28 protein-coding genes and 1 pseudogene are annotated in these 25277 nt (G+C 38.5%); 24 read left to right on the forward strand and 5 right to left on the reverse strand.

Annotation, left to right across the window (positions count from 1 at the left end; all coding sequences use genetic code 11):
* The first annotated feature begins 33 nt into the window (after positions 1 to 33).
* The 14 genes from ACXAE4_RS02920 to ACXAE4_RS02985 all read left to right on the forward strand — a co-directional run bounded on the left by ACXAE4_RS02920 (position 34) and on the right by ACXAE4_RS02985 (position 12597).
* Complete coding sequence (locus ACXAE4_RS02920; protein WP_034264210.1) at positions 34 to 1059, forward strand: methionine ABC transporter ATP-binding protein; 1026 nt, start codon at positions 34 to 36, stop codon at positions 1057 to 1059.
* On the forward strand, positions 1052 to 1720 hold the full coding sequence (locus ACXAE4_RS02925) for a methionine ABC transporter permease (RefSeq protein ID WP_016765829.1): 669 nt from the start codon (positions 1052 to 1054) through the stop codon (positions 1718 to 1720). The genes ACXAE4_RS02920 and ACXAE4_RS02925 overlap by 8 nt, the downstream gene beginning before the upstream one ends.
* Before the next feature lie 17 nt (positions 1721 to 1737).
* Positions 1738 to 2574, forward strand: coding sequence for a MetQ/NlpA family ABC transporter substrate-binding protein (locus ACXAE4_RS02930; RefSeq protein ID WP_475235440.1), 837 nt, complete (start codon positions 1738 to 1740; stop codon positions 2572 to 2574).
* 121 nt (positions 2575 to 2695) lie between these two features.
* The gene (locus tag ACXAE4_RS02935; protein WP_016765828.1) at positions 2696 to 3061 is read left to right on the forward strand and encodes a carboxymuconolactone decarboxylase family protein; all 366 of its coding nucleotides are present in this window, start codon (positions 2696 to 2698) and stop codon (positions 3059 to 3061) included.
* Positions 3062 to 3299: 238 nt separating this feature from the next.
* Complete coding sequence (gene sufC / locus ACXAE4_RS02940; RefSeq protein WP_013059647.1) at positions 3300 to 4085, forward strand: Fe-S cluster assembly ATPase SufC; 786 nt, start codon at positions 3300 to 3302, stop codon at positions 4083 to 4085.
* A 17-nt stretch (positions 4086 to 4102) separates the two neighbouring features.
* Positions 4103 to 5410, forward strand: a complete 1308-nt coding sequence (sufD, locus tag ACXAE4_RS02945) for a Fe-S cluster assembly protein SufD (RefSeq protein ID WP_028412089.1) — start codon at positions 4103 to 4105, stop codon at positions 5408 to 5410.
* Complete coding sequence (locus ACXAE4_RS02950; protein WP_013059645.1) at positions 5410 to 6630, forward strand: cysteine desulfurase; 1221 nt, start codon at positions 5410 to 5412, stop codon at positions 6628 to 6630. Before sufD ends, ACXAE4_RS02950 begins: the two co-directional genes overlap by 1 nt.
* Positions 6620 to 7054, forward strand: a complete 435-nt coding sequence (sufU, locus tag ACXAE4_RS02955; protein WP_013085338.1) for a Fe-S cluster assembly sulfur transfer protein SufU — start codon at positions 6620 to 6622, stop codon at positions 7052 to 7054. The genes ACXAE4_RS02950 and sufU overlap by 11 nt, the downstream gene beginning before the upstream one ends.
* 45 nt (positions 7055 to 7099) lie before the next feature.
* Entirely contained in the window at positions 7100 to 8497 is a 1398-nt protein-coding gene (gene sufB, locus ACXAE4_RS02960) for a Fe-S cluster assembly protein SufB (RefSeq protein WP_013059643.1), read from the forward strand.
* Positions 8498 to 8598: 101 nt separating this feature from the next.
* Entirely contained in the window at positions 8599 to 9453 is an 855-nt protein-coding gene (locus tag ACXAE4_RS02965; protein ID WP_028412629.1) for a DUF72 domain-containing protein, read from the forward strand.
* 120 nt (positions 9454 to 9573) lie between these two features.
* Positions 9574 to 9876 carry a YunC family protein gene (locus tag ACXAE4_RS02970; protein ID WP_013059641.1) on the forward strand — a complete coding sequence of 101 codons (303 nt, stop codon included), beginning with the start codon at positions 9574 to 9576 and terminating at the stop codon, positions 9874 to 9876.
* Between the two features lie 89 nt (positions 9877 to 9965).
* Positions 9966 to 10718, forward strand: a complete 753-nt coding sequence (yunB, locus tag ACXAE4_RS02975; RefSeq protein WP_028412628.1) for a sporulation protein YunB — start codon at positions 9966 to 9968, stop codon at positions 10716 to 10718.
* A 248-nt stretch (positions 10719 to 10966) separates the two neighbouring features.
* Positions 10967 to 12481: a sodium-dependent transporter gene (locus tag ACXAE4_RS02980; protein WP_028412627.1), complete on the forward strand. Its 1515-nt coding sequence runs from the start codon at positions 10967 to 10969 to the stop codon at positions 12479 to 12481.
* On the forward strand, positions 12481 to 12597 hold the full coding sequence (locus ACXAE4_RS02985; RefSeq protein ID WP_108674335.1) for a methionine/alanine import family NSS transporter small subunit: 117 nt from the start codon (positions 12481 to 12483) through the stop codon (positions 12595 to 12597). Before ACXAE4_RS02980 ends, ACXAE4_RS02985 begins: the two co-directional genes overlap by 1 nt.
* Before the next feature lie 30 nt (positions 12598 to 12627).
* Here the strand turns inward: ACXAE4_RS02985 and ACXAE4_RS02990 are convergent, their stop codons facing one another.
* On the reverse strand, positions 12628 to 13629 hold the full coding sequence (locus ACXAE4_RS02990; RefSeq protein WP_028412626.1) for a M23 family metallopeptidase: 1002 nt from the start codon (positions 13627 to 13629) through the stop codon (positions 12628 to 12630).
* Positions 13630 to 13945: 316 nt separating this feature from the next.
* Between ACXAE4_RS02990 and lipA the strand changes: the two genes are divergently transcribed.
* Positions 13946 to 14845, forward strand: a complete 900-nt coding sequence (lipA, locus tag ACXAE4_RS02995) for a lipoyl synthase (RefSeq protein WP_013059637.1) — start codon at positions 13946 to 13948, stop codon at positions 14843 to 14845.
* A gap of 341 nt (positions 14846 to 15186) precedes the next feature.
* On the opposite strand, the gene ACXAE4_RS03000 is transcribed toward lipA, so the two are convergent.
* The gene (locus tag ACXAE4_RS03000; protein ID WP_033580449.1) at positions 15187 to 15828 is read right to left on the reverse strand and encodes a YhcN/YlaJ family sporulation lipoprotein; all 642 of its coding nucleotides are present in this window, start codon (positions 15826 to 15828) and stop codon (positions 15187 to 15189) included.
* 196 nt (positions 15829 to 16024) lie between these two features.
* On the opposite strand from ACXAE4_RS03000, the gene ACXAE4_RS03005 reads away from it, so the two are divergent.
* The gene (locus ACXAE4_RS03005; protein WP_013059635.1) at positions 16025 to 16300 is read left to right on the forward strand and encodes a YutD family protein; all 276 of its coding nucleotides are present in this window, start codon (positions 16025 to 16027) and stop codon (positions 16298 to 16300) included.
* Positions 16301 to 16348: 48 nt separating this feature from the next.
* Here ACXAE4_RS03005 and ACXAE4_RS03010 read toward each other — a convergent pair whose 3' ends face one another.
* The gene (locus tag ACXAE4_RS03010; RefSeq protein ID WP_033580450.1) at positions 16349 to 16615 is read right to left on the reverse strand and encodes a DUF3055 domain-containing protein; all 267 of its coding nucleotides are present in this window, start codon (positions 16613 to 16615) and stop codon (positions 16349 to 16351) included.
* Between the two features lie 162 nt (positions 16616 to 16777).
* Between ACXAE4_RS03010 and ACXAE4_RS03015 the strand changes: the two genes are divergently transcribed.
* Together ACXAE4_RS03015 and ACXAE4_RS03020 are read left to right on the forward strand one after the other, a co-directional pair.
* A complete protein-coding gene (locus tag ACXAE4_RS03015) occupies positions 16778 to 17215 on the forward strand; it encodes a DUF86 domain-containing protein (RefSeq protein WP_013085332.1) in 438 nt (145 codons plus the stop codon).
* Between the two features lie 74 nt (positions 17216 to 17289).
* Entirely contained in the window at positions 17290 to 18060 is a 771-nt protein-coding gene (locus ACXAE4_RS03020; RefSeq protein ID WP_013059632.1) for a TIGR01457 family HAD-type hydrolase, read from the forward strand.
* A 37-nt stretch (positions 18061 to 18097) separates the two neighbouring features.
* Here the strand turns inward: ACXAE4_RS03020 and ACXAE4_RS03025 are convergent, their stop codons facing one another.
* A complete protein-coding gene (locus tag ACXAE4_RS03025) occupies positions 18098 to 18598 on the reverse strand; it encodes a phosphatidylglycerophosphatase A family protein (protein ID WP_013059631.1) in 501 nt (166 codons plus the stop codon).
* A gap of 176 nt (positions 18599 to 18774) precedes the next feature.
* Between ACXAE4_RS03025 and yutH the strand changes: the two genes are divergently transcribed.
* The 5 genes from yutH (at position 18775) to thrB (ending at position 24395) form a co-directional block, all read left to right on the forward strand.
* The gene (yutH, locus tag ACXAE4_RS03030; protein ID WP_028412623.1) at positions 18775 to 19776 is read left to right on the forward strand and encodes a spore coat putative kinase YutH; all 1002 of its coding nucleotides are present in this window, start codon (positions 18775 to 18777) and stop codon (positions 19774 to 19776) included.
* 117 nt (positions 19777 to 19893) lie between these two features.
* Positions 19894 to 20883 (forward strand): 2-hydroxyacid dehydrogenase, encoded by a 990-nt coding sequence (locus ACXAE4_RS03035; RefSeq protein ID WP_098112219.1) that lies wholly within the window; start codon positions 19894 to 19896, stop codon positions 20881 to 20883.
* Between the two features lie 241 nt (positions 20884 to 21124).
* A complete protein-coding gene (locus ACXAE4_RS03040; RefSeq protein WP_014457900.1) occupies positions 21125 to 22426 on the forward strand; it encodes a homoserine dehydrogenase in 1302 nt (433 codons plus the stop codon).
* On the forward strand, positions 22426 to 23487 hold the full coding sequence (gene thrC, locus ACXAE4_RS03045; protein WP_025752680.1) for a threonine synthase: 1062 nt from the start codon (positions 22426 to 22428) through the stop codon (positions 23485 to 23487). Before ACXAE4_RS03040 ends, thrC begins: the two co-directional genes overlap by 1 nt.
* Positions 23481 to 24395 (forward strand): homoserine kinase, encoded by a 915-nt coding sequence (gene thrB, locus ACXAE4_RS03050; RefSeq protein WP_028412621.1) that lies wholly within the window; start codon positions 23481 to 23483, stop codon positions 24393 to 24395. The genes thrC and thrB overlap by 7 nt, the downstream gene beginning before the upstream one ends.
* 89 nt (positions 24396 to 24484) lie before the next feature.
* Here the strand turns inward: thrB and ACXAE4_RS03055 are convergent, their stop codons facing one another.
* Positions 24485 to 24715, reverse strand: coding sequence for a NifU family protein (locus tag ACXAE4_RS03055; protein WP_013059625.1), 231 nt, complete (start codon positions 24713 to 24715; stop codon positions 24485 to 24487).
* A 193-nt stretch (positions 24716 to 24908) separates the two neighbouring features.
* Here ACXAE4_RS03055 and ACXAE4_RS03060 point away from each other — a divergent pair.
* A pseudogene (locus ACXAE4_RS03060) lies at positions 24909 to 25234 on the forward strand (YuzD family protein).
* Positions 25235 to 25277: the final 43 nt, after the last annotated feature.

A 25277-nucleotide genomic window follows, 5' to 3' on the forward strand; every position in this document is an offset into this window, starting at 1 on the left:
TAATTAAGTTTTTATTAAAGAAGGTGAAGAAATATGATTACATTAACAGACGTTACAAAAATTTATCAGGCCAAAAGCGGTCAAGTAACAGCTGTTGATAATGTGAATCTAACCGTTAACCAAGGTGAAATTTACGGAATTATTGGTTATAGCGGAGCGGGGAAAAGTTCTTTGATTCGCTTGCTAAACGGATTAGAAACACCAACGACAGGAACGGTCGAAGTAGCAGGTAATGATATTGGAAAAATTAAAGGCGGAAAACTCAGAAAAGCTAGACAAGAAATTAGTATGGTATTTCAGCACTTTAATATCTTGTGGTCGCGTACGGTACGAGAAAATATTGCCTTTCCGTTAGAAATAGCAGGGATTTCAAAAGAAAAAAGAATGAAACGAGTGGACGAACTTATTAAGCTAGTCGGGCTTGAAGGGCGTGAAGATGCTTATCCATCACAGCTTAGCGGCGGACAAAAGCAGCGTGTTGGGATTGCTCGAGCGCTAGCGAACAATCCAAAAGTATTGCTTTGTGATGAAGCAACATCAGCGCTTGATCCTCAAACGACAGATTCTATTTTAGATCTGTTAGTAGATATTAATGAGAAGCTAGGGTTAACCATTGTATTGATTACTCATGAAATGCACGTCATTCGTAAAATTTGTCATCGAGTAGCCGTTATGGAAAATGGGGCAGTAGTAGAAGAAGGACAAGTGCTAGAAGTATTCAGAAAACCTAAGCAGCCGATTACAAAACGATTCGTTCAACAGATTTCTGAACCAGAGGAAACGTTTGAAACGATTGAACAAGTAAAAGAGCTGTATCCAAGCGGGCAAATTATTCAGCTGACGTTTGTTGGCGGAAAAGCAGAGCAACCGCTCATTACAACGATTTTAAAACAGTTTGATGTAACGATTAATATTTTGCAAGGAAAGATTTCTCATACACAAACAGGTTCATACGGGACGCTGTTCGTTCATTTAGACGGGGAATTAACAGAAGTTGAAAAAGTCATTGCATACATTCATGAGCAGCAGGTAGAAGTGGAGGTAATGACAAATGCTTGAGAAACTATTTCCAAACGTTATTTTAGATGATTTTATTCAAGCGACAAATGAAACACTATATATGACGGCTATTTCAGTTGTAGCCACATTTGTTCTAGGTATTTTATTGGGCTTGCTTTTATTTTTAACGTCCAAAGGACAGCTTTGGCAAAACAAACCTTTATATGCCATTGTGTCGGCGGTTGTAAATATCTTTCGTTCCATTCCATTCATTATTTTAATTGTGTTACTGATTCCATTTACCAAAGCATTGGTAGGAAGTATTTTAGGCGCTAATGCAGCGTTACCGGCTTTAATTGTTGGAGCAGCACCATTTTATGCGCGTCTTGTAGAAATTGGTCTGCGTGAAATTGATAAAGGTGTTATTGAAGCTGCTAAATCAATGGGAGCCACAACAAGCACTATTATCTTTAAAGTGCTGTTACCTGAATCGCTGCCAGCTTTGATTTCCGGTTTGACAGTAACAACCATTGCGTTAGTCGGCTATACGGCAATGGCGGGTGTGATTGGAGCTGGAGGTCTTGGAAACCTTGCATATTTAGAAGGATTCCAGCGCAGTCATAATGACGTAACGCTAGCTGCTACGATCTTAATTTTGATTATTGTATTTATTATCCAACTTATTGGAGATGCGATTACTGCAAAAATTGATAAAAGATAAAGGGAGGACTATTTATTATGAAGAAATGGCTTTCAGCTTTAGCATTAACATCTGCGCTAGTAGTAGGATTAGCTGCGTGTGGATTTAACAATGGATCAAAAGATGAAAAGAAAATTGTCGTGGGTGCATCTAATACGCCTCATGCTGAAATTTTGGAACAAGCAAAACCGATTTTAGAAAAACAAGGAATTGACTTAGAGATTAAAAAATTCCAAGATTACATCTTACCGAACACAGCTCTTGCAAACAATGAAATTGATGCAAACTATTTCCAGCACGTTCCTTATATGAATTCAGTGCTAAAAGATCATAAAGGTGAAAAAGGGTATGATTTTGTAAGTGCCGGTGCCATTCATATTGAACCAATTGGTATCTACTCTAAAAAATACAAAAGCTTAAAAGATCTTCCGAAAAACGGCACAGTTATTATGCGTGATGCAGTAGCAGAGCAAGGACGTATTTTATCGATTTTTGAAAAAGCTGGCGTGATCAAATTAAAACCAGGCGTAAAGAAAACAGACGCACAAATTAAAGATATTGTAGAAAACCCTAAGAATTTAAAATTTAAAGCCGATGTTGAAGGCGGATTGTTACCTCAAATGTACAAAAACAATGAAGGTGACGCTGTTGTTATCAATGCTAACTATGCTATCGATGCTGGTTTAGATCCAGTAAAAGATCCAATCGCAGTGGAAAGCAAAGAAAATAACCCATATGCAAACATCATTACGGTTCACAAAGGTGATGAAAATAAAGATACAGTGAAAGCTTTAGTAAAAGTTCTTCACTCTAAAGAAATTCAAGACTACATTAAAGAAAAATACAAAGGCGGAGTATTGCCGGTAAATAAATAATAGAAGAAAAGCGCTTGCCCACTCTGGGCAAGTGCTTTTTTGTATGCATCAAAACGAATAACTCTTATTTTTCTCACGCATACTAACCGTGAAAACTTTACTGATGATGGGAGCTGACGTTATGCAGCAAGAAGCACGTCATTCAACTGAGCAAGCACTTCATGATTATAAAATGGGTGTTGGGAAATTTAGCGAAAAATTGCCGGAAGTAACAAAAACGTTTAATGCGTTTACTGAAGCATGTTTTGGAGAAGGTTCTCTTTCTAAAAAAGAAAAGCAGTTAATCGCGCTAGGAATCAGCGTAGTAGCTCAAGACGAGTACTGTATGATTTATCATACAAAAGGCTGCATTGATCAAGGTGCAACTGAGCAAGAAATTTTAGAAGCATGCGGAGTATCAGCGGCATTTGGCGGAGGCGCAGCGATGAGTCAGTCCGTTACGCTTGTCCAAGAGTGTGTTTCAGAACTGACTAGCCACACGCACTAAGTAAATAAAGCGGGTAAAAAGCTTGTCTTAGAAGGCTCTATCGAGTCTTTTAAGGCAACTTTTTTATGAGTGGATTTAGTCTTAAAAAACGTACATAATGGTTTAAAACCTTTTGGGTCAAAAGGTTGCTATAAGTTTTCATTTGTTATAAGATTGTAATGAGAATAAAATGAGAATAATTAAAAAGATATAGGTATATCGTTTTTTACTATATACGTCTATAACTGGAGGTTTTAATATGGCAGGGTCAACTTTAACAATTAAAGATCTTCATGTTGCAATTGAAGGTAAAGAAATTTTAAAAGGTGTTAATTTAGAAGTTAAGGGCGGCGAAATCCATGCAATCATGGGACCAAACGGTACTGGTAAATCAACATTATCTTCAGCAATCATGGGACATCCTAAATACGAGGTTACACAAGGAAGCATCACGCTAGACGGCGAAGATGTACTTGAGATGGAAGTAGATGAGCGCGCTCGTGCAGGTCTATTCCTAGCGATGCAATATCCAAGTGAAATCAGCGGGGTAACAAACGCAGACTTCCTACGTTCAGCAATTAATGCTCGTCGTGAAGAAGGCGAAGAAATTTCACTAATGAAATTCATCCGTCAATTAGACAAAAACATGGATTTCTTAGAAATGGATCAAGACATGGCTCAGCGTTACCTAAACGAAGGTTTCTCTGGCGGTGAGAAGAAGCGTAACGAAATTCTTCAATTAATGATGCTTCAACCAGGAATTGCAATTTTAGATGAAATCGACTCTGGTTTAGATATCGATGCGTTAAAAGTTGTATCAAAAGGTATTAATGAACTGCGCGGCAGCGAGTTTGGTTGCTTAATGATCACTCACTACCAACGTTTATTAAACTACATTACACCAGATAAAGTTCACGTTATGATGCAAGGTCGTGTTGTAAAATCAGGCGGACCAGAATTAGCGCAGCGTCTAGAAGCAGAAGGTTATGACTGGATCAAACAAGAATTAGGTATTGAAGACGAAACTGTAGAGCAAGAAGCTTAAGAGTTAGGAGGATCTCTATGACTATTGATACGAAATTACCATTTGATCAAGAGTACATCAGCAGCTTTTCAAAAGAAGCTAATGAACCAAGTTGGCTGCTAGATCTTCGCTTACAAGCTCTTGCGAAAGCAGAAGATCTTGCACTTCCAAAGCCAGATAAAACAAACATTTCGAAATGGAACTTTACTGCTTTTGACAAGCACACTTCACAGGCAAGCACAATCTCATCTGTAGACGAGCTTCCAGAAGTGGTTAAAGCACTGATTGATACAGAAGCGGTTAAGAATCTATATGTTCAGCGTGACCAAACAGCTGCATACTCAACGTTAACAGAAGAGCTAAAATCTCAAGGCGTTATCTTCACAGATATTCAAACAGCTGCTAAAGAGCATAGCGACCTTGTTGAGAAGTACTTCATGAAAGACGGAGTTAAAGTAGATGAGCACCGTTTAACTGCATTAAACGCAGCGTTATTAAACGGGGGTGTATTTGTATACGTTCCTAAAAATGTAGAAGTACAAGAGCCTCTTCAAGCTGTATTTGTCCGTGAAGATGAAGAAGCAGCTTTATTCAACCATGTTATTGTTGTAGCTGAAGACAACAGCTCAGTAACATATGTAGAAAACTACATTGCTACTGCTGAAGAGTCACACGGTGTTGTCAATATCGTGACGGAAGTATTCGCTAACAGCAATGCAAAAGTAACGTTTGGAGCTGTTGACTACTTAGCTAAAGGTACAACTACTTATGTGAACCGCCGCGGCGTAGCGGGCAAAGATGGTCGCATTGAGTGGGCTTTAGGCTTAATGAGTGAAGGAAATACAGTTTCAGAAAATACAACGTATCTAATGGGCGACGGTTCATATGGAGATACAAAAACGGTAACAGTTGGACGTGGAGAGCAGTCTCAAAACTTAACAACAAGTATCGTACACTTCGGAAAACATTCTGAAGGCTACATTTTAAAACACGGCGTTATGAAAGAAAGCGCGTCTTCAATCTTTAACGGTATCGGTAAAATTGAACACGGTGCATCTAAATCAAACGCTGAGCAAGAATCCCGTGTGTTAATGTTAAGTGAAAAAGCACGTGGAGATGCAAACCCAATTCTTCTAATTGATGAAGATGATGTAACAGCAGGACACGCTGCATCTGTTGGACGCGTAGATCCAATTCAGCTTTACTACTTAATGAGCCGCGGTATTCCGCAAACAGAAGCAGAACGTCTAGTTATTCACGGGTTCTTAGCACCAGTGGTAAACGAGTTGCCAATCGAAACGGTTAAAAAACAATTAACGGATTTAATTGAGAGGAAAGTTCGATAATGAATATCTCTGATATTCGTAAACAATTTCCTATTTTAGACCAAGAGGTAAATGGCAGCCCACTCGTTTATTTAGACAGTGCAGCAACTTCACAAAAGCCGCTTGCTGTAATTGAAGCAATTGAGAAGTATTACAAAGAATATAACTCAAACGTACACCGAGGTGTTCACACGCTTGGTACAAGAGCAACAGACGGATACGAAGGCGCTCGTGAAAAGGTTCGTAAGTTTATTAATGCAAAATCAACGGAAGAGATTATCTTTACGCGCGGTACAACGACAGCTCTTAATACAGTAGCTGCAAGCTATGGCCGTGCGAATCTTAAACCTGGTGATGAAATTGTGATTACTTATATGGAACATCACAGTAACATCATTCCTTGGCAGCAAGTTGCCAAGGAAACAGGTGCAACGTTAAAATATATTTCACTAACAGAAGATCATGCACTTTCACTAGAAGAGGTAAAAAGCACGATTACATCTAACACAAAAATTGTATCGATTATGCAAGTATCTAACGTATTGGGTACAATTAACCCAGTAAAAGAAATTGCAGAAATTGCACACGCTAACGGTGCAGTAATGGTTGTGGATGGTGCGCAAAGTACGCCTCACATGAAGGTGGATGTACAAGATTTAGACTGTGATTTCTTTGCTTTCTCTGGACATAAAATGGGCGGACCGACTGGAATCGGCGCTCTTTATGGAAAGAAAGAGCTTCTTGAAAAAATGGAACCAATCGAGTTTGGCGGCGAAATGATTGACTTCGTAAACTTATACGAATCAACGTGGAAAGAGCTTCCTTGGAAATTTGAAGGAGGTACGCCAATCATTGCAGGTGCAATTGGTTTAGGTGCAGCGATTGATTTCTTAGAAGAAGTTGGTTTAGATAACATTCAAGCACATGAGCACAAGCTAGCGCAATATGCACTGGATCGCTTATCGCAAGTAGATGGAATTACGATTTACGGACCGAAAGAGCGAGCGGGTGTTGTGACGTTTAATATTGAAGATGTGCATCCGCACGACGTTGCAACAGTAGTAGACGCTGATGGAATTGCGATTCGTGCAGGTCATCACTGTGCGCAGCCGCTGATGAAATATTTAAACGTATCGTCTACTGCACGTGCAAGCTTCTATCTGTATAACACGGAAGAAGAAGTAGATAAATTGGTGTCATCATTAATAAAAACGAAGGAGTATTTTACAAATGGCTTTTAATAATTTAGATACTCTCTATCGTCAAGTAATTATGGACCATTATAAAAACCCGCGTAATCGTGGAACATTGAATGAAGATACTGTGAACATTCATATGAATAACCCGACGTGCGGAGACCGCATTGAACTTTCTTTAAAAGTAGAGGACGGCAAAGTGGTGGATGCAAAGTTCGAAGGTGAAGGATGTTCAATTTCAATGTCATCAGCTTCAATGATGACACAAGCAATTAAAGGTCAAGAAGTAGACAAAGCGTTTAAAATGGCCCATATCTTCTCTGACATGATGCAAGGTAAAGAGTATGATGATAGTATAGATTTAGGAGATATTGAAGCACTTCAAGGTGTAGCAAAATTTCCTGCGCGTATTAAATGTGCAACACTAGCGTGGAAAGCGATGGAAAAAGGTCTTAACGAACAAAAATAAGACCTTCATTCATTCCCAATCCTATCAAGTAGGGGGTAATAAAAGATGGCTAAAAAAATGCCAGAAATCGGCGATTATAAATATGGATTTTCCGATAAAGACGTATCAATTTTCCGCTCTAAACGCGGTTTAACAAAAGAAATCGTAGAAGAAATTTCTCGTATGAAAGAGGAACCACAATGGATGCTTGACTTCCGTTTGAAATCTCTAGAGCACTTCTACAACATGCCAATGCCACAGTGGGGCGGAGACATGGCAAGCTTAGACTTTGATGAAATTACGTACTACGTAAAACCATCTGAGAAGTCTGAACGCTCTTGGGATGAAGTTCCTGAAGAAATTAAGCAAACGTTTGATAAACTTGGTATTCCTGAAGCAGAGCAAAAATATCTTGCGGGTGTATCAGCTCAGTACGAATCTGAAGTTGTTTATCACAATATGAAAGAAGATCTTGAAGCGCAAGGTATCGTATTTAAAGATACAGATACGGCGCTAAAAGAAAACGAAGATATTTTCCGCGAGCATTTTGGAAAAGTTATCCCGCCAACGGATAACAAATTCTCTGCTCTTAACTCAGCGGTTTGGTCTGGTGGATCATTCATTTACGTACCAAAAGGCGTAAAAGTAGATACACCATTACAAGCTTATTTCCGTATTAACTCTGAAAATATGGGACAGTTTGAGCGTACGTTAATTATTGCTGATGAAGGCTCACACGTCCACTATGTAGAGGGCTGTACAGCACCTGTTTATACAACAAACTCTCTTCACAGTGCCGTTGTAGAAATCATCATCAAAAAAGACGCGTATTGCCGCTATACAACAATTCAAAACTGGGCAAACAACGTATACAACCTTGTAACAAAACGTGCAGTTTGTGAAGCAAACGCAACAATGGAATGGATTGATGGAAACATCGGTTCTAAGTTAACAATGAAATATCCAGCTGTTATCTTAAAAGGCGAAGGCGCACGCGGTATGACATTATCCATTGCCCTTGCTGGTAAAGGACAGCACCAAGATGCTGGTGCAAAAATGATTCACTTAGCACCAAACACATCTTCAACGATCGTATCAAAATCAATTTCAAAACAAGGCGGTAAAGTAACATACCGCGGTATCGTACACTTTGGCCGTAAAGCAGAAGGTGCACGTGCGAACATTGAGTGTGATACGCTAATTATGGATAACCAATCAACTTCTGATACAATTCCGTACAATGAGATTTTAAATGACAACATCTCACTTGAACACGAAGCGAAAGTATCAAAAGTATCTGAAGAACAATTATTCTATCTAATGAGCCGCGGTATTTCTGAAGAAGAAGCGACAGAAATGATTGTAATGGGCTTTATTGAACCATTTACAAAAGAGCTTCCAATGGAATATGCAGTAGAGATGAACCGTCTAATCAAATTTGAAATGGAAGGTTCAATCGGTTAATAATAGATAAAAACTCGTTTGCTGTTTAAGCAAACGAGTTTTTTTGTATCGTTTGTATTAAAATAAAGAAAAGCAATCTAAGAAAATAGAGGAGGAATGGCATGATTTATATTGGAGTTACAGGCTGGGGAGATCATGATTCATTATATGAAGCGGGTGTTTCATCAAGAGACAAGCTTGCCGTATACGCAGGCCATTTTCCAATTGTTGAAGTCGATTCATCTTTCTACGCCATTCAACCTAAGTCAAATGTTGAAAAGTGGGTGAATGATACGCCGGAATCTTTTCGTTTTGTGGTAAAAGCCTATCAAGGCATGACGGGGCATATGAGAGAAGGAAATCCGTTTGATAGCAAAGAAGAAATGTTTCATGCATTTTTAGAATCAGTGAAGCCATATGTAAGTTCAAATAAGCTTGGTATGATTTTATTTCAAATGCCGCCTTGGTTTGACTGTACAAAAGAAAACGTAGCCTATTTGAGGTATAGCCGTGAGAAGTTTGGAGATTTGCCAGTAGCGCTGGAGTTTCGAAATCAATCTTGGTTTAAACCGTTTTTCTATGATAAAACGTTAACGTTTATGGAACAAGAGAAGTGGATTCATGGTATTTGTGATGAACCGCAGGCAGGAGAAGGATCTATTCCCATTGTGATTCATGCTACAGATAAACAGAAAACACTTATACGTTTTCATGGACGAAACGTACACGGTTGGAATAAGCCCGCAGAAGGCAATTGGCGAGCGGTAAGGTTTTTGTATCGTTACAATGAAAAAGAGCTCCTAGAGTGGAAAGAACGTCTTGAAAAGCTGCAAAAACAAACGAAGGACATTTACCTGTTATTTAATAATAACTCCGGCGGAGATGCTGTACATAATGCCAAACAGCTCATGAGCTTATTAAATATTGAATATGAGAATTTAGCTCCTAAGCAACTAGATTTTTTTAACGAATTTTAGCACCGAGGTCTATAAAATGTATAAGGATTACTCTAAACGTTAAATAGGTAGAAAAGTATATGTAAAACCTCACTTTTTTCTTTCAAAATCATAAATTGATTAAGAAAGGAGTGAGCTACTATGATTACCTTAGCGCCTATCGTAATTGAAGGTCATACGTTTAATGCAGTTACCGTATTGCTGCCAAAAACAACTTTGTTAACCATTTCATCAGATAAAGGCTACATTATGTGCGGAGCACTAGACGTAGGTCTATTAAATGATAAATTAGCTGATCGTCAAATAATAGCTGGAAGAGCTGTAGGTGTACGTACAATTGAGCAGCTTCTTGAAGCGCCGCTTGAATCTGTAACGCTTGAAGCTGAAAAAAGAGGGATTTTTAAAGGCACAATTGGCAAAGATGCTTTATTGAAAATGCTTTAATATAGTCGAGAATTTAAGATAAAACTTTTTAAAAGAAGCGTGAACCTCCTTATACATGCATACATATAGCTTGTAAGGAGGGATTTTTTTTGGTTAAACTTCGTCGGAAATTAACAAGAAAAGGCCCGCTTCCTTTTCGTTACGTTCTGTTGCTCACCTTTCTTTTTTTTATGCTTTCCACAGGGATAGGATTATGGCTAATTAATAGAGGGATTGAACCAACGTTGATGAAATATGCTGAAGCACAAACAAAAGAGATTGCAACTTTAGTTATTAATAAAGCGGTGAATAAACAGGTACTCGATCAGCTCGACGTAGATGTCATTAAAGTGGAATCTACACCTAACGGTCAAGTAGCCAAAATTGACACAGCGCTTGTGAACCGAGTTAGAGCTCAAACTACGTCATTTGTCCAGGCTAACTTAAAAGAAGCAGAGAAAGGGAATTTAGATGCACTTGAACTTCCAACAGATATTCGTATTGAAAAAAATGAAAAGTTGCGGAATCAAGGAATTGTCTACCAAGTTCCGCTTGGGCAAGCGACTAATAATGCGCTGCTTGGAAATCTGGGTCCGCTGATTCCGGTTAAATTTCATGCTATTGGTGACGTTCAAACAGACGTAGTGCGAAAAATCGAGGAGTATGGAATAAATAATGCGTTTCTTGAAGTATCTATCAAAGTGAAAGTAAACATGCAAATCATTATCCCATTTGCAACTAAAAAAACAACCGTTACGGCTACAATCCCAGTCGGAGGCACCGTTATTCCTGGAAATGTTCCTGACTATTTTAACGGTGGAAACTCGTCTTCTCCGGCGATTGAACTTCCGAAGAAAAATTAACAATATTATATTAACGTGATAAAGTATTATTGAAAAAGCAGGTACGGAAGTTCAAAAAGACTTTCATACCTGCTTTTATTCATCGGGTAATTTGTCTGAATTTTCTATAAAAAATATTTTGACATACTATCTTCTCCCTTCTATAATTTGAGATAGGAAGTTATAGAAAGAATAATCAAAAAATTATAAAAATTCTAGTTGATCTGCGATAAAAAGAGAGTAGGGAGAGAACAAGAGGGGGAATTACGGTGGAAAATAGGCCGCAGTGGGGATCAAGAGCAGGGTTTATTTTAGCAGCAGCAGGTTCAGCAATTGGACTAGGGAATATATGGAGGTTTCCAGCTACTGCATATGAAAACGGAGGAGGAGCATTTTTTCTTCCCTATTTATTTGCTTTGTTGACGGCAGGGATTCCTATTTTAATCATGGAGTTTGCTATAGGTCATAAATATAAAGGTTCTTCTCCTTTATCATTAGCGAGACTAAGTCCAAAGGCTGAGTGGCTAGGCTGGTGGCAAGTAGCTATTTCCTTTTTTATTTCAGTTTACTATTCCGTTATTATCGCATGGGCGATGTCGTATTTTATCTTTTCATTTAAGTTAAGCTGGGGAAAGGATACGGAAGCGTTTTTATATGGAGATTACTTAAAGTTAGCCGAAGCACCAGGACAAACAGGAAGCATCGTATTACATGTTTTAATTCCGCTTGTACTTGTATGGATTGTGACGTTAGGTGTGTTATTAAAAGGAATCAAAAAAGGAATTGAAGCGGCAAATAAAATCTTTTTACCAACACTAATTGTTCTCTTTTTAATCATTGTCATTCGAGCAGTAACATTGGACGGAGCAATGGAAGGTCTGCACGCTTTTTTTAAACCAAACTGGAGCGCAATTGGAGATGGAAAGGTTTGGATTGCAGCATATGGTCAAATTTTCTTTAGTTTATCTGTTGGTTTTGCTATTATGATCACTTATTCCAGTTACCTTCCAAAAAAATCTGATTTAACTAATAATGCGTTTATTACTGGATTCGGTAATTCCGCTTTTGAATTACTAGCAGGAATCGGTGTGTTTAGCGCACTTGGTTTTATGGCTACTCAGCAAGGTATCCCAATCGATAAGGTGGTTCAGGGAGGCGTAGGACTAGCCTTTGTTGTTTTCCCGCAAATTATTAATGAATTTCCAGCCTTTAAACAGCTGTTTGGCATGTTATTCTTTGCTTCCTTAACATTAGCAGGGTTAACGTCGCTTATTTCAATTATTGAAACATTTGTAGCAGGCATTCAAGATAAATTTACTATCTCACGTACAAAATCCGTATTAATAGGCGGAGGAATCGCTTCAATTTGCTCCCTATTATTTGCAACACAGGGCGGACTTTATTTCTTAGATGTGGTCGATTATTTCATTAATAACTTCGGAGTTGCTTTAGCAGGCTTAGTAGAAGTTGTATTAGTTGCTTGGGTATTTAAAAAGCTGAGCAGCCTTCAGCAGCATGCAAACGAAGTTTCTGATATTCGAATCGGTTCATGGTGGAAGATATGTTTAGGAGTAGTTACACCGCTTGTACTTGGGTATATGATGTTTGATAACTTCCGAAAAAATATTTCGGAAAATTACGAGCAGTATGCAACGACTTTTGTAGGTCCTTTTGGTTGGGGCGTGGCAGCTCTGGCTGTTATTTTAGGAATTGCTTTTTCTTTTGCACGATGGAAAGATGGGGCGACTCGTTTGTCAGTTAAAGAGAAGGGGGTTTCTAAATAATGGATGGAAGTTCAATTACAATGATGGTTGTAGGGATGGTCATCATATGGGGCGGCTTGGCCGCGAGTATTGCTCATGCTGTGAAAAAAGCAAAAGAAAGTAAACCATTAGGATAAAAAAACAGGAAGCATTAGCTTCCTGTTTTTTTATTTTTTCTTTAGTTCTAAACGATCATTTCTTTCCCACGTTCTTAACTGAGGATATGGGTCAAACGACCACTCATTTTTGCCGTTATCTTTATACATTCCGTAATGCAAGTGAGGAGGGAATTTCCCAGAAGTTCCAGGAGGTCCATAACCTGAACTTCCTACTCCGCCAATAAGTGTTCCTGGTTCTACAATTTGTCCTACTTTTAAATTTTTTGCAAATCCGCTTAAATGAGCTAAATAGTGATAGTTATTATGAAGGTCACGAATACCGATTCGCCAGCCTCCATATTTATTCCATCCTTTAAGCTCAATAATGCCATAGCAAGGGGATTTTACTGGAACTCCATAATCTGCAAAAATGTCTGTTCCTTCATGGATTCGTTTTCCACCCCAGCCGCGCGCATCTCCCCATGTACTGCGATAACTGTAGTTCGCACGGAGAGGGACAGGAAATGAAGAACCTTTTAAATCAATGCGACCGTAATGGCGAAAAATTTTAGCATTCCCTAAAATAATATCAACCGCTTTAGCCCTGTGATAATAGTTCCAAAGCGCAATTTTAATATAGTCTTCCGACACCCCGAACGTCCGAATATAATCTGCCATGGTAAAAAGCATATCTTCATCATTAAATTGGTCTGCTTTTTTGTCTCCGTTCCCATCTTTACCCATTCCCCCGAGAAGAGAAATAGTAAGTGGGTTTGTATCTTCCAAATTTGGATTTAAAGAACCTGACCATTTTTCTGGAGGATAATAAATGGCAATCGCACCTTTTTCTCTTGGAATATCTTTATGAGAGCGTCGAATATTTCGTTCATACTGGTCAATCCCAGCAAAGTAATACCAAGGAATTGTAGTAGCGGCTTCCATTTGGTTATACAGCTCTAATCTCTTTTGAATAAGCATTTTTTCTTGATCTGCTGAAGATTCAGCTGTTACGTGGTGCCATCCTGTGAATATAGACATGAACATAAAAAGTAAGATAATCGTTTTGCGCATCGTGTTTCCCCCTTTCTAAAAATAGTGTGTAACACTAGTTTGCAGCGAGAAAAAAGATTTCATAAATATTAATTAATGGAAATCGCTTCAAAACTTTTTAAAAGAATTTTATTCAGAAGATAAATGGAAATTATACGGAGGATGAAAACGCACACATTCGGATGGAAAATAGAAGAAAACTGAGGAAAATAAAGAGCAGACAACTTGTCGAATCTCACTTTTTTATGATAAAGTGACATATAGTTATGTTTTTAATATGTAGTTAAAATTAAGCATATAGGTTATAGACATTTTCTAGATTGGTGGAGTTGATAATATGGCAACAAAAGAAGAGCATGTCCGCAAACCCGAGTGGCTGAAGATTAAGCTAAACACAAACGAAAATTACACAGGCTTAAAGAAAATGATGCGTGAAAAAAACCTTCATACAGTTTGTGAAGAAGCAAGATGTCCGAATATTCATGAGTGTTGGGCTGTTCGTCGTACGGCAACTTTTATGATTTTAGGAGAAGTATGTACACGTGCCTGTCGTTTTTGCGCGGTTAAGACAGGTTTACCAACAGAATTAGATTTAGAAGAGCCAGAACGCGTAGCAGATTCTGTTCAGCTAATGAACTTAAAACATGCGGTTATCACAGTAGTAGCTCGCGATGATTTAAAAGACGGAGGAGCAAGCGTATTAGCTGAAACAATTCGTGCGATTCGTCGTAAAAATCCATTCACAACAATTGAAGTATTGCCTTCTGATATGGGCGGTGTGGAAGAGAACTTACGTATTGTAATGGACGCACGTCCTGATATTTTAAACCATAATATTGAAACAGTACGCAGCCTTACGCCTCGTGTTCGTGCTCGTGCTAAATATGAGCGTTCTCTTGAGTTCCTTCGCCGTGCAAAAGAAATGCAGCCGGATATCCCTACAAAATCAAGTATTATGCTTGGTCTAGGAGAAACAAAAGAAGAAATTATTGAAACGATGGATGATTTGCGTGCGAACAATGTAGATATTATGACGCTAGGCCAATATCTACAGCCAACTAAAAAGCACATAAAAGTTCAGAAATATTACCATCCAAATGAGTTTGAAGAGCTAAAAGAAATTGCATTATCAAAAGGATTCAGCCATGTCGAAGCAGGTCCTCTTGTACGTTCTTCTTACCATGCAGATGAGCAAGTTAACGCTGCTGCCAAAAACAAAGCACAAGAAAGTAAATAAGGTAAAAAGAGGCTGGAACAAAAGTCGTTTAGCCGAAGTGAAAAACGAACCACTAATCAAACTGTTTGATTAGTGGTTCGTTTTTTTGTTACGGTTAACGTGAAATTTATCTGTTTTGTTCCTTCTAGCAGTTGATTGGAGGGCAAGGCGAAGACTCCTGCGGGAACAGCGGAACAGGTGAGACCCCACAGGAGCGCAAGCGACGAGGAGGCTCAGCGCCCGCCCGCGGAAAGCGAAGCCTTGCACGGAAATCAACTGCGGTGTCACAAGCGGTTCAGCTCATGTGTCTCATTTCTTCGTCTTTCGATTACATTCTTTTAGTTACGTCTCAACTTTTTTGTCTATTCCACCATATCTTTGTCCGTCATCGGTTCATTCAATTCGTTTTTCTCTCTTCCATTTGCATCTTCTCCGCCGTTCATTTTACGCCCTTGGGGAGATTTTAGCATTTGTTGAATAACAGCATCGATTCGTTTTCTAGCATCATTTGTTTGTGTATTCATTTCACTGATATTTTCGATTTGGTCCATCTGTTTCGGATTATCTGAGACGTATACATGATAATAACGAGGGACTACAGACATAGCTGTACGTTTTACCTGATCGGCTGCGTTATTCCTGTTTTTAGCATCTGTTTTATAAGCAACAAGCACATCTTTATCCGTTACTAGCGTAGCGGCTTGTTTAATATTTGGGATAGCGGTGCTCAGTTTACTAATATTGTCAGCTGCTTCCTCTCGGTTAAATGTTCCTACTTGGTTCATATTGGAACTTTGTTCATTTGTGTTTTTAGTGTATCGGACATATCCATAATTTGTGCCGCTATTATTATTTGGATTATAATAATGATTAGGCTCGTTTACATTAATGGCATCTGGGTTGTTTGGTGATAAATTTTCATTTTCAGCTGTGTTTTTATTTTGACAGCCAATGGTTAAAATACTTGTTATTAAAGCGATTCCAAGAATAGATTTCTTCACCATTTCCACCTCCTGTAGTTAAATATCGTACGCCAGGTAAACCGGCGAACCTTCATGTGGAGCATAAAAGATCAGTAGGTATACCGATAAAACTCCTACAGGATTAGAGTGCTGCTTATACGTGAAAAATTTCATGTTAATTGATGGTTTCATCATCATAATTATGGTATGGTAAATTTTAAGAGAAGAGGTGTGAGCAATGGTCTGTATCAATAATATTTGTTATGAAGTATTAAAAGATGAGCGCGAGGCATTTAATGAAGAGGCGTTTAGAGGTCGCTTTATCGACGTGCTGAGCCGCTATGACTATATTGTGGGAGATTGGGGATACAATCAGCTTCGACTGCGAGGCTTTTTTGATGATCGTAACCAGAAGGCAACGTATGATACGAAGATTAGTACGCTTCAAGATTATTTACATGAATATTGTAATTTTGGCTGTGCGTATTTTGTCTTAAAAAAAGTCCATAAGTAAAAAAAGGCAAGCCGAAGACACTAATTGTCCTTCACGCTGCCTTTTTTTTTAGATGATTTCATATAAAAATTCGCGAAGTTCCTGACCATCTTCGCTGTTTAGTTTAAATACTTCTTCAAGATAGTGGGGTTCTTCAAGGTCATCTTGTCCAATAATGGCAAAGCGTCCTCCTTGAATATCAAGAACAACTTGTTTGCCATAATAACGGTCGGTTTGGATAATAGCTAAATCAAATCGTTGATTTTCGCCCATAAAGCTGACAAACCGGGTCTTTGTAGAGACGACATCGTCATATAGATAAAAGCGTTCGCTCATAGGTATACTCCTTTCATAGGTTGTATTTGTATCATATCAAATAAGGTCAAAAACAAAAATGAATTTATCAAATGGATAATGGGTCATGATAAAATAGAACAGGAACCCCGTTTGTTTATGAAAGAAGATTTATACAGAGCTGACAACTAGGGAGGAAATAATATGTACTTTGTAGATCGTGAAAAAATAGAAGCCACGCTTGTTTTTTTTGATGAACACGTTCGTTTGTTTGCTGAGCATTCGAGCTGGAACACAGAAATAGAGAAAAAGGCATTAGAGAGAATTGTACATCTTTTAATTGAAAACGTTTTAGATGTAGGAAATGCAATGATTGATGGTTTTATTATGAGAGACCCAGGCAGTTACGATGATATCATTGACATTTTAGTTGATGAGAAAGTGGTTAAAAAAGAGGAAGAAACACCATTAAAAGAGATTGTTCAATTGCGTAAAAGCCTTGTTCAAGAATATGTGGATGTTAATCATCAGGATATTTATCAAAAAGTGATGCAGCATAAAGACGTACTGGCAGCATTTTCAGAGCGCGTAAGGACATATCTAGAGACAGAGTTAGGACCTGTGTCTGCTTTTCGTAACTAAAGGCAAGCAATTTGTAGTTGTATAAAAAATAAGCTATGATTTCAAGTATGAGACTTGAAAGGAGATCACACAACATGAAGGAATATAAAGGATATTTGATTGATTTAGATGGAACCATGTACAAAGGAACAGAGTTAATTGCCGAGGCGCGTGATTTTGTTATTAAATTAAAGGAAAAAGGAATTCCTTATTTATTTGTAACAAACAACTCAACAAAAACGCCCGATAAAGTAGCTGAAAAGCTAGAGGCATTTGGCATTCCTGCAACAGAAGAGCAAGTTTTTACAACGAGCCAGGCAACAGCTAATTATTTGCATGAACGCAAAGCAAACGCTTCAGCTTATGTAATTGGTGGAGAAGGAATCCGACATGCGTTGCTTGAAAAAGGATTTACCATTGAAGAGGAAGATACGGATTTCGTAGTTGTTGGTTTGGATCAGGAAATTACATATGAAAAATTAGCAAAAGCATGTTTAAACGTTCGAAACGGCGCCTTTTTTGTTTCGACGAACGGAGATATTGCGATTCCTACTGAAAGAGGCTTACTGCCTGGTAATGGATCTATCACGTCCGTTATTACGGTTTCTACTCAAACAAATCCAGTATTTATTGGTAAACCAGAAAGTATTATTATGGAGCAAGCCCTTGAAGTCATCGGTACGCCAAAAGAAGAAACAATCATGATTGGTGATTACTATGATACAGATATTTTAGCAGGGATGAATGCAGGCTTAGATACATTATTAGTCCATACAGGGGTAACAACAAGAGAGTTACTAGAAGGATATGAGAAAAAGCCAACTTATACGGTAGATTCACTAAAAGAGTGGATGGAGCGAATTTAAAAAGCTGTCAATTGACAGCTTTTTTTGTTTTTAAAACCTATTCTTGACTGGCAGCCCGATGCGCTAACCGGCTAGAAGCAGCGGCAGCAATTGCGCCTACTAAATCATCTAAGAAAGTGTGGCACTCTCCAGTAGATTTATCGTTTAATCTTTCTAAAATACCCGGCTTTTGTTTATCAATATACCCGTAATTGGTAAAGCCGATTGATCCGTACACATTTACAATCGATAATGCTAAAATTTCGTCGATACCGTATAAACCTTCATCTTTCTCAAGAATATCCAACAGAGGCGGCTCAATCACTTTTTTTTCCGTGAGGACATCTAGTTGAATACCCGTTAAAATAGCATTTTGAACTTCTCGTTTAGAAATGACGCGCTCAACGTTATATAAACAGTCTTCGATTGTTAAGTTTGGGTGATACTTTTTTTGCAAGTAATAGACCAGTTCAGCAATGTCTGTAAGAGCCACGCCGCGTTCTATTAACCATTCTCTTGCTTTTTTTTCTAATTCACTTTGTGTATGTTTTTTCTCCAAGTATCATCACCTGTTTTCTATATATTTTTAAGTCTAAAGTTGTTTCATACTACTAACCCGGAGTAAATAACTATAAATGGTGTATTTCTAATCTATTCATTCCTCCGTAAATATTATGACAAGTAATGTTGTTTTCCATCATATAATTTCTTGAATGAATGAAGAGAGGGATTAAAATGATACAAACCATTTATGAGCATTACGGATTACGTCCAAATGAATTTATGCCCGTTGGTAAATTTGAAGGTTTTCAGTATCGAGATATTTTATATACAATCATTAATGTAAAGCAAATGGAACAAGACGAGTTAAATGAACTATATCAAATGAGTCAATTTCTGATGGGCCAAGGTGATCGCCATGTGGCAACATTTATGCCTAATTTAAATGGAGAAATGATTACAGAAACTGAAACTGAAAAATTTATCATTTGCCGATGTCTTGCGGAAGAGAAAAACCCCAATTTTTCACCTGGGCACGAGCTAGCTGTTTTTCATCAAAAAGGGAGGCTGTTTCCTTATGAAGTGGAAAAAGCAAACCGGCTAGGGCAATGGAAGTCCATGTGGGAGAAGCGTCTCGACCAGATGGAGCAATTTTGGTATGGAAGATTACGTGCTTTACCTAATCAAGAGATGGAAAAACGTTTTTTAGAAACTTTTCCTTATTACCTAGGATTAACGGAAAATGCTATTCAATACCTAGTAGACACGGAAATTGACGATTTGCCCCGGTCAGTTGACGCTGCGACGATTTGTCATCATCGGTTCGGCCAAAAAACATGGGGGGAAGACCACGTTTACAAGCTCCCGGCAGACTGGGTTTTCGATCACCCTAGCAGAGATATAGCTGAATATATAAGGGAACAATATTTATTAACATACGCTGTCGATGAAAGGCACATGCATCAGTTTTTAAGTGAATACGAAAAGGTAAATCCACTTTCTTCTTTTTCATGGAGACTGTTATATGCTAGACTTCTTTTTCCCGTTCATTATTTTGAGGTCATTGAAGGATACTACAGTGTACAAGATGAGCGGGAAAAACAAAAGTATTATGAGAAGCTTGAAGGAGTATTAGCTCATTCTTCTCACTACGAAGCTTTTCTGAAGCGCTTTTACCAGTCGGTAGGCATTTCAACGTCTCGTTATCACATTCCTGAATTAACATGGATTCATTAAAAAGCGATTACTATAGAATATGATAAAATAGAAAAATAGGTGTTGGATAATCCAAACCCGTTTTTCTATTTTGTTTTTGTGCATGCAGTTTAAAAAGGATAAAGAGGTGGCGTACATATGGACAAGCCGTTTGTATTTATTACGAGAAAAATACCGAATGAATTAATTGAACCTTTAAAGGCAGTAGCGAATGTGGAAATGTGGGATAAAGAAGATGAGGCAGTCCCTCATGAGCTGCTTTGTGAAAAAGCTAAGCACGCACATGCTCTATTAACAATGCTTTCAGACCGTATTGACAGTGAATTGCTTACGCAAGCTCCTCATTTAAAGCTTGTAGCTAACTTAGCGGTCGGATTCGATAATATTGACATAGAAGCGGCAACTGAACGCGGAGTTATCGTTTCTAATACACCCGATGTTTTATCTGATACAACAGCGGATTTAACGTTTGGTTTGTTAATGAGTGTAGCTAGACGTTTAGTAGAAGCTGCTGAATACGTAAAAGAAAATCAGTGGAAAAGCTGGAGCCCATTTTTGTTAGCGGGTAGAGATGTTCACCATAAAACATTAGGTATTGTTGGAATGGGGAAAATTGGAGAGACGCTTGCGAAACGTGCTACAGGTTTTGATATGGAAATCTTGTATCACAATCGGAGCCGCAACCTCCAAGCAGAACAAAAGCTCGATGCAGTTTACTGTGAGTTAAATGAGCTGCTTGAGCGATCTGATTTTATTGTTTGTTTGACACCGTTAACGGACGAAACCAAACATTTATTTAATGCTGAAGCATTTAAACAGATGAAAACAACAGCGATTTTTATTAATGCTTCAAGAGGAGCAGTGGTTGATGAGCAAGCATTGTTAAATGCGATTCAATCAGGTGAAATTGCCGGAGCTGGCTTGGATGTATTCGATCAAGAGCCTATTTCTGCTTCTCACCCTCTTCTTCAATTGCCTAATGTTGTAGCGCTTCCTCACATCGGCAGTGCGAGTATCGAAACGCGCACGGAAATGATTTCTTTATGCGTAAAAAACATTAAAGCAGTGCTCACAAAAGAGTCTCCTATTACAATTGTAAATAAAGAAGCGTTTGCGAAAAAATCATAATGGAAAAAGGCAATTTCATTTCGGTGAAATTGTCTTTTTTTTATTAAAAAACAGTGGTAGCCATGTTATGATAATAAAATGAAATATTTTAAAAATTTACATTTATCTTTATATACCAATTTTTTTAACAAGTTTACGAGAAAAGATGTCCAGTAAACCTTGTAAAAAAGAAAAATAAGGTCTATAATGTCCTCTATAAGAGAACAAATGTATACGTAGAAAGAACACAGAGGTGAGGAATATGACAAAAAGTATTTCAGTAGGATTATTAGGATTAGGAACGGTAGGAAGCGGAGTAGTCAAAATTATTGAAAATCATCAGGACAAATTAAGTCATCAAGTCGGGTGTCCAGTAGAAGTTAAAAAAGTAGTAGTTAAAGATATTGATAAGAAGCGTGACGTAGAAATTAGTGAAGATAGATTAACAACGAATGTTGAAGACGTTTTACATAACGCGGAGATTGACGTTGTCATTGAAGTAATGGGTGGAGTTGAAGAAACAAGGGATTATATCTTAACAGCCCTTCGTAATAAAAAGCATGTGGTAACGGCAAACAAAGATTTAATGGCAGTTTACGGCTCAGAATTGTTAACGGTAGCTTCTGAAAACAACTGTGATTTATTTTATGAAGCAAGTGTAGCAGGCGGTATTCCAATTCTTCGTGGATTAGCAGATGGGTTAGCATCTGATCGTATTACCAAAATGATGGGAATTGTCAATGGAACAACAAACTTCATTTTAACGAAAATGACAAAAGAAGGAAGCGCTTATGATGAAGTGTTAAAAGAAGCGCAGGATTTAGGATATGCTGAAGCTGATCCAACTTCTGACGTAGGTGGTTTAGATGCTGCTCGCAAAATGGCAATCTTGGCTACACTAGGGTTTTCAATGAAAATTGACTTGGACGATGTTCGTGTTCAAGGTATTACAGAAGTAACGGAAGAAGACTTGCAATATAGTAAACAATTAGGCTATACGATGAAACTGATTGGATATGCACATCGTGACGGCGACAATGTAGAAGTTAGTGTTCAGCCAACTCTTTTAGCAGATACACATCCCCTTGCTTCCGTAAGCGATGAGTACAATGCTGTGTATGTATACGGAGAAGCTGTTGGAGAAACGATGTTCTACGGACCGGGGGCAGGAAGCCTGCCAACTGCCACTGCTGTCGTATCCGATTTAGTAGGCGTTATGAAAAACATGCGTTTAGGTGTGAATGGTAAAAGTGCGGTAACACCTCAGTATCCAAAACAGTTAAAAGCAGAAGATGAAATGTTCTCAAAGCATTTCTTACGTATTCATGTTAAAGATCAAGTTGGCGCATTTGCAAAATTAACAACACTATTTTCAGAGCGTGGCGTGAGCTTCGAAAAAATTATCCAACTTCCTGTGAAAGGAAGCGAATTAGCTGAGATTGTTGTTGTTACACACAAAACATCTCAAAAAGATTATGAGGAAATCCTTCAGCAGCTTCGGGATTTACCAATTGTAGAAAATGTAAAAAGCAGTTACCGCGTAGAGGGAGTTGGCACAGTATGATGTGGAAAGGTCTATTAGCTGAATATAAAGAATTTTTACCTGTAACAGAGAAAACACCTATGCTTACGCTACATGAAGGAAATACGCCTTTAATTCATCTTGCTCATTTATCAAAAGAGCTAGGCATTGACTTACATGTAAAAGTAGAAGGGCTAAATCCAACGGGGTCATTTAAAGACCGCGGAATGGTAATGGCTGTAGCCAAAGCAAAAGAAGAAGGAAGCAATACGGTTATTTGTGCATCTACAGGTAACACATCCGCAGCTGCAGCAGCTTATGCATCACGCGCTGGCATGCGCTGTATCGTTGTTATTCCAAATGGAAAAATTGCGATGGGGAAATTAGCTCAAGCTGTTATGTATGGTGCAGAAATTGTAGCAATTGAAGGAAACTTTGACCAAGCGCTTTCTATGGTTCGTAAGCTAAGTGAAACATCACCTGTTGCACTTGTAAACTCTGTAAACCCATACCGTATTGAAGGGCAAAAAACAGCTTCTTTCGAAATTTGTGAACAGCTTGGAAAAGCGCCTGATGTTTTAGCTATTCCGGTAGGGAACGCAGGGAACATTACAGCTTACTGGAAAGGATTCAAAGAATACAGTGAGCGTCACCAAACGTCTCTTCCTCACATGCATGGTTTTGAAGCAGAGGGTGCAGCGGCGATTGTGCGTAATCAAGTTATCGAAAATCCAGAAACAATTGCAACGGCTATTCGAATCGGAAATCCAGCAAGCTGGGATTATGCTGTAAACGCAGCAAAAGAATCAAACGGAAAAATTGATGAAGTGACAGATGAACAAATCTTAGAAGCATATCGTACAATTGCACGCAAAGAAGGCGTATTTGCAGAGCCAGGTTCTTGCGCTTCAATTGCTGGTGTGTTTAAAGATGTAGCTTCTGGTAAAATTGCAAAAGGTTCAACGGTTGTAGCTGTACTAACAGGTAATGGATTAAAAGATCCAAATGTAGCAATCGATGCTCATAACGTAAAGCCAGTGGTTTTACCAAATGATGAAGAAAAGGTATTTGAGTATATCCAAGGTGTCGTTGCTTCATGCTAGAAAATGAGCGTTTTGTCATTACGGTCCCAGCTAGCTCTGCTAATTTAGGGCCAGGATTTGATTCCATTGGAGTGGCTTTATCCCGCTACTTAAGATTAGCAGTAGAGCGTCATGACGAATGGGTTTTTATCCCTGAAACGAAAGAAGTGCAAAGTATTCCTACAGGTACAGATAACTTAATGTATGAAGTGGCACAAGACGTGGCTCGTCAATTTAACATTGATCTTCCAAGTGCGAAGGTCAATGTTTGGAGCAATATTCCGTTAGCAAGGGGACTTGGAAGCAGTGCATCGGCTATCGTAGCTGGAATCGAGCTGGCCAATGTACTGTGTGACTTGCGTTTATCAAAAAGAGAAAAGCTTCGCATCAGCAGCTTAATGGAAGGACATCCCGATAACGTCAGCCCGTCTATTTACGGCGGCATCGTTGTTGGTTACCATCATGAAAAGGAAACATATATTGCTCAAATACCTGAATTTGATGTCGATATTGTGATGGCTATTCCAGAATATGAATTAAAAACAACGGATGCCCGTGATGTGCTGCCTTCCGATATTAATTATCGCCATGCAGTAGAAGCTGGAGCAATAGGCAACATGCTAGTAGCAGCTCTGTTAAATAAAGATTTACCTCTGGTAGGCGAATTTATGGAGAAAGATTTATATCACGAACCTTATCGTATGAGACTCGTGCCAGAGCTTTCTCTTGTGCGAAAAGAAGCAAAAGCTCTCGGCGCATACGGTGTGTCACTAAGCGGAGCCGGTCCGAGTGTATTATGTTTAGCACCAAAAGGAAAAGGAAAAGCGATTGCTGAACATATGTATGCTTTACTGCCGAACTGTGAAATAGATGTTTTACAAATTGACCGCAAAGGTGTATTTGTAGAAGCTGAAGTCACAACGAGCTAATAAAAAAATCCTCATTCATTTGAATGAGGATTTTTCATTTGCAAGCCCCAATAAAATGGGAGGTTGCTTTTATAATAAAATCAAAGAGATTAGAATACTTGTTCTACTTCAACTACACCAGGTACTTCTTCTAAAAGGGCACGTTCGATACCAGCTTTTAGCGTAATTGTTGAACTTGGGCAGCTTCCGCAAGCGCCTAAAAGACGTAATTTTACAATACCATCCTCTACGTCTACTAGCTCACAGTCTCCACCGTCGCGAAGTAAAAACGGACGAAGTTTTTCTAATACTTCTTGAACTTGCTCGTGCATTTCTGACATAACTATCGACTCCTTTCTTCTACTCTTATTATAAACGGTCTTTCATGAAAAATCTATTGGAGTATACATCGTAATGTTACCTTAAAAGAAAAAGATGTGCAATGAATCAGTTTTGTGTAAAATAGTATTCATAATGAAGTAAAAGTGTGAATAATCGTACAGTTTATATGTAAAGATTCAAGGGGGATGTGCTATGCAGTCAACTGAGGTAGAAGTGTGTATTTATGGAGCTGAAATTGTTTGTGCAAGCTGTGTTAACCTGCCGTCTTCAAAAGCCACCTATGATTGGCTAGAGGCAGCTATTTCTCGTAAATATCCGAACCAACCGTTTGCTATCACGTATGTAGATATAAACGAGCCGCATACGATACGGAAAAAGCAGCTTTTGCCAAGCGTGTGATTGAAGAAGATTTATTCTATCCTGTAGTGGTCATTAATGGAGAAATTGTTGGGGAAGGCAATCCGAAATTAAAGCGCGTATTTGAGGAAATGGAGAAGTATGGTTTCCGCGCATCATAACGAAAAAAGCCGTTAGATTGTCAGTCATCTAACGGCTTTTGTT

The organism is Priestia sp. ABM2_011, from assembly GCF_056158845.1.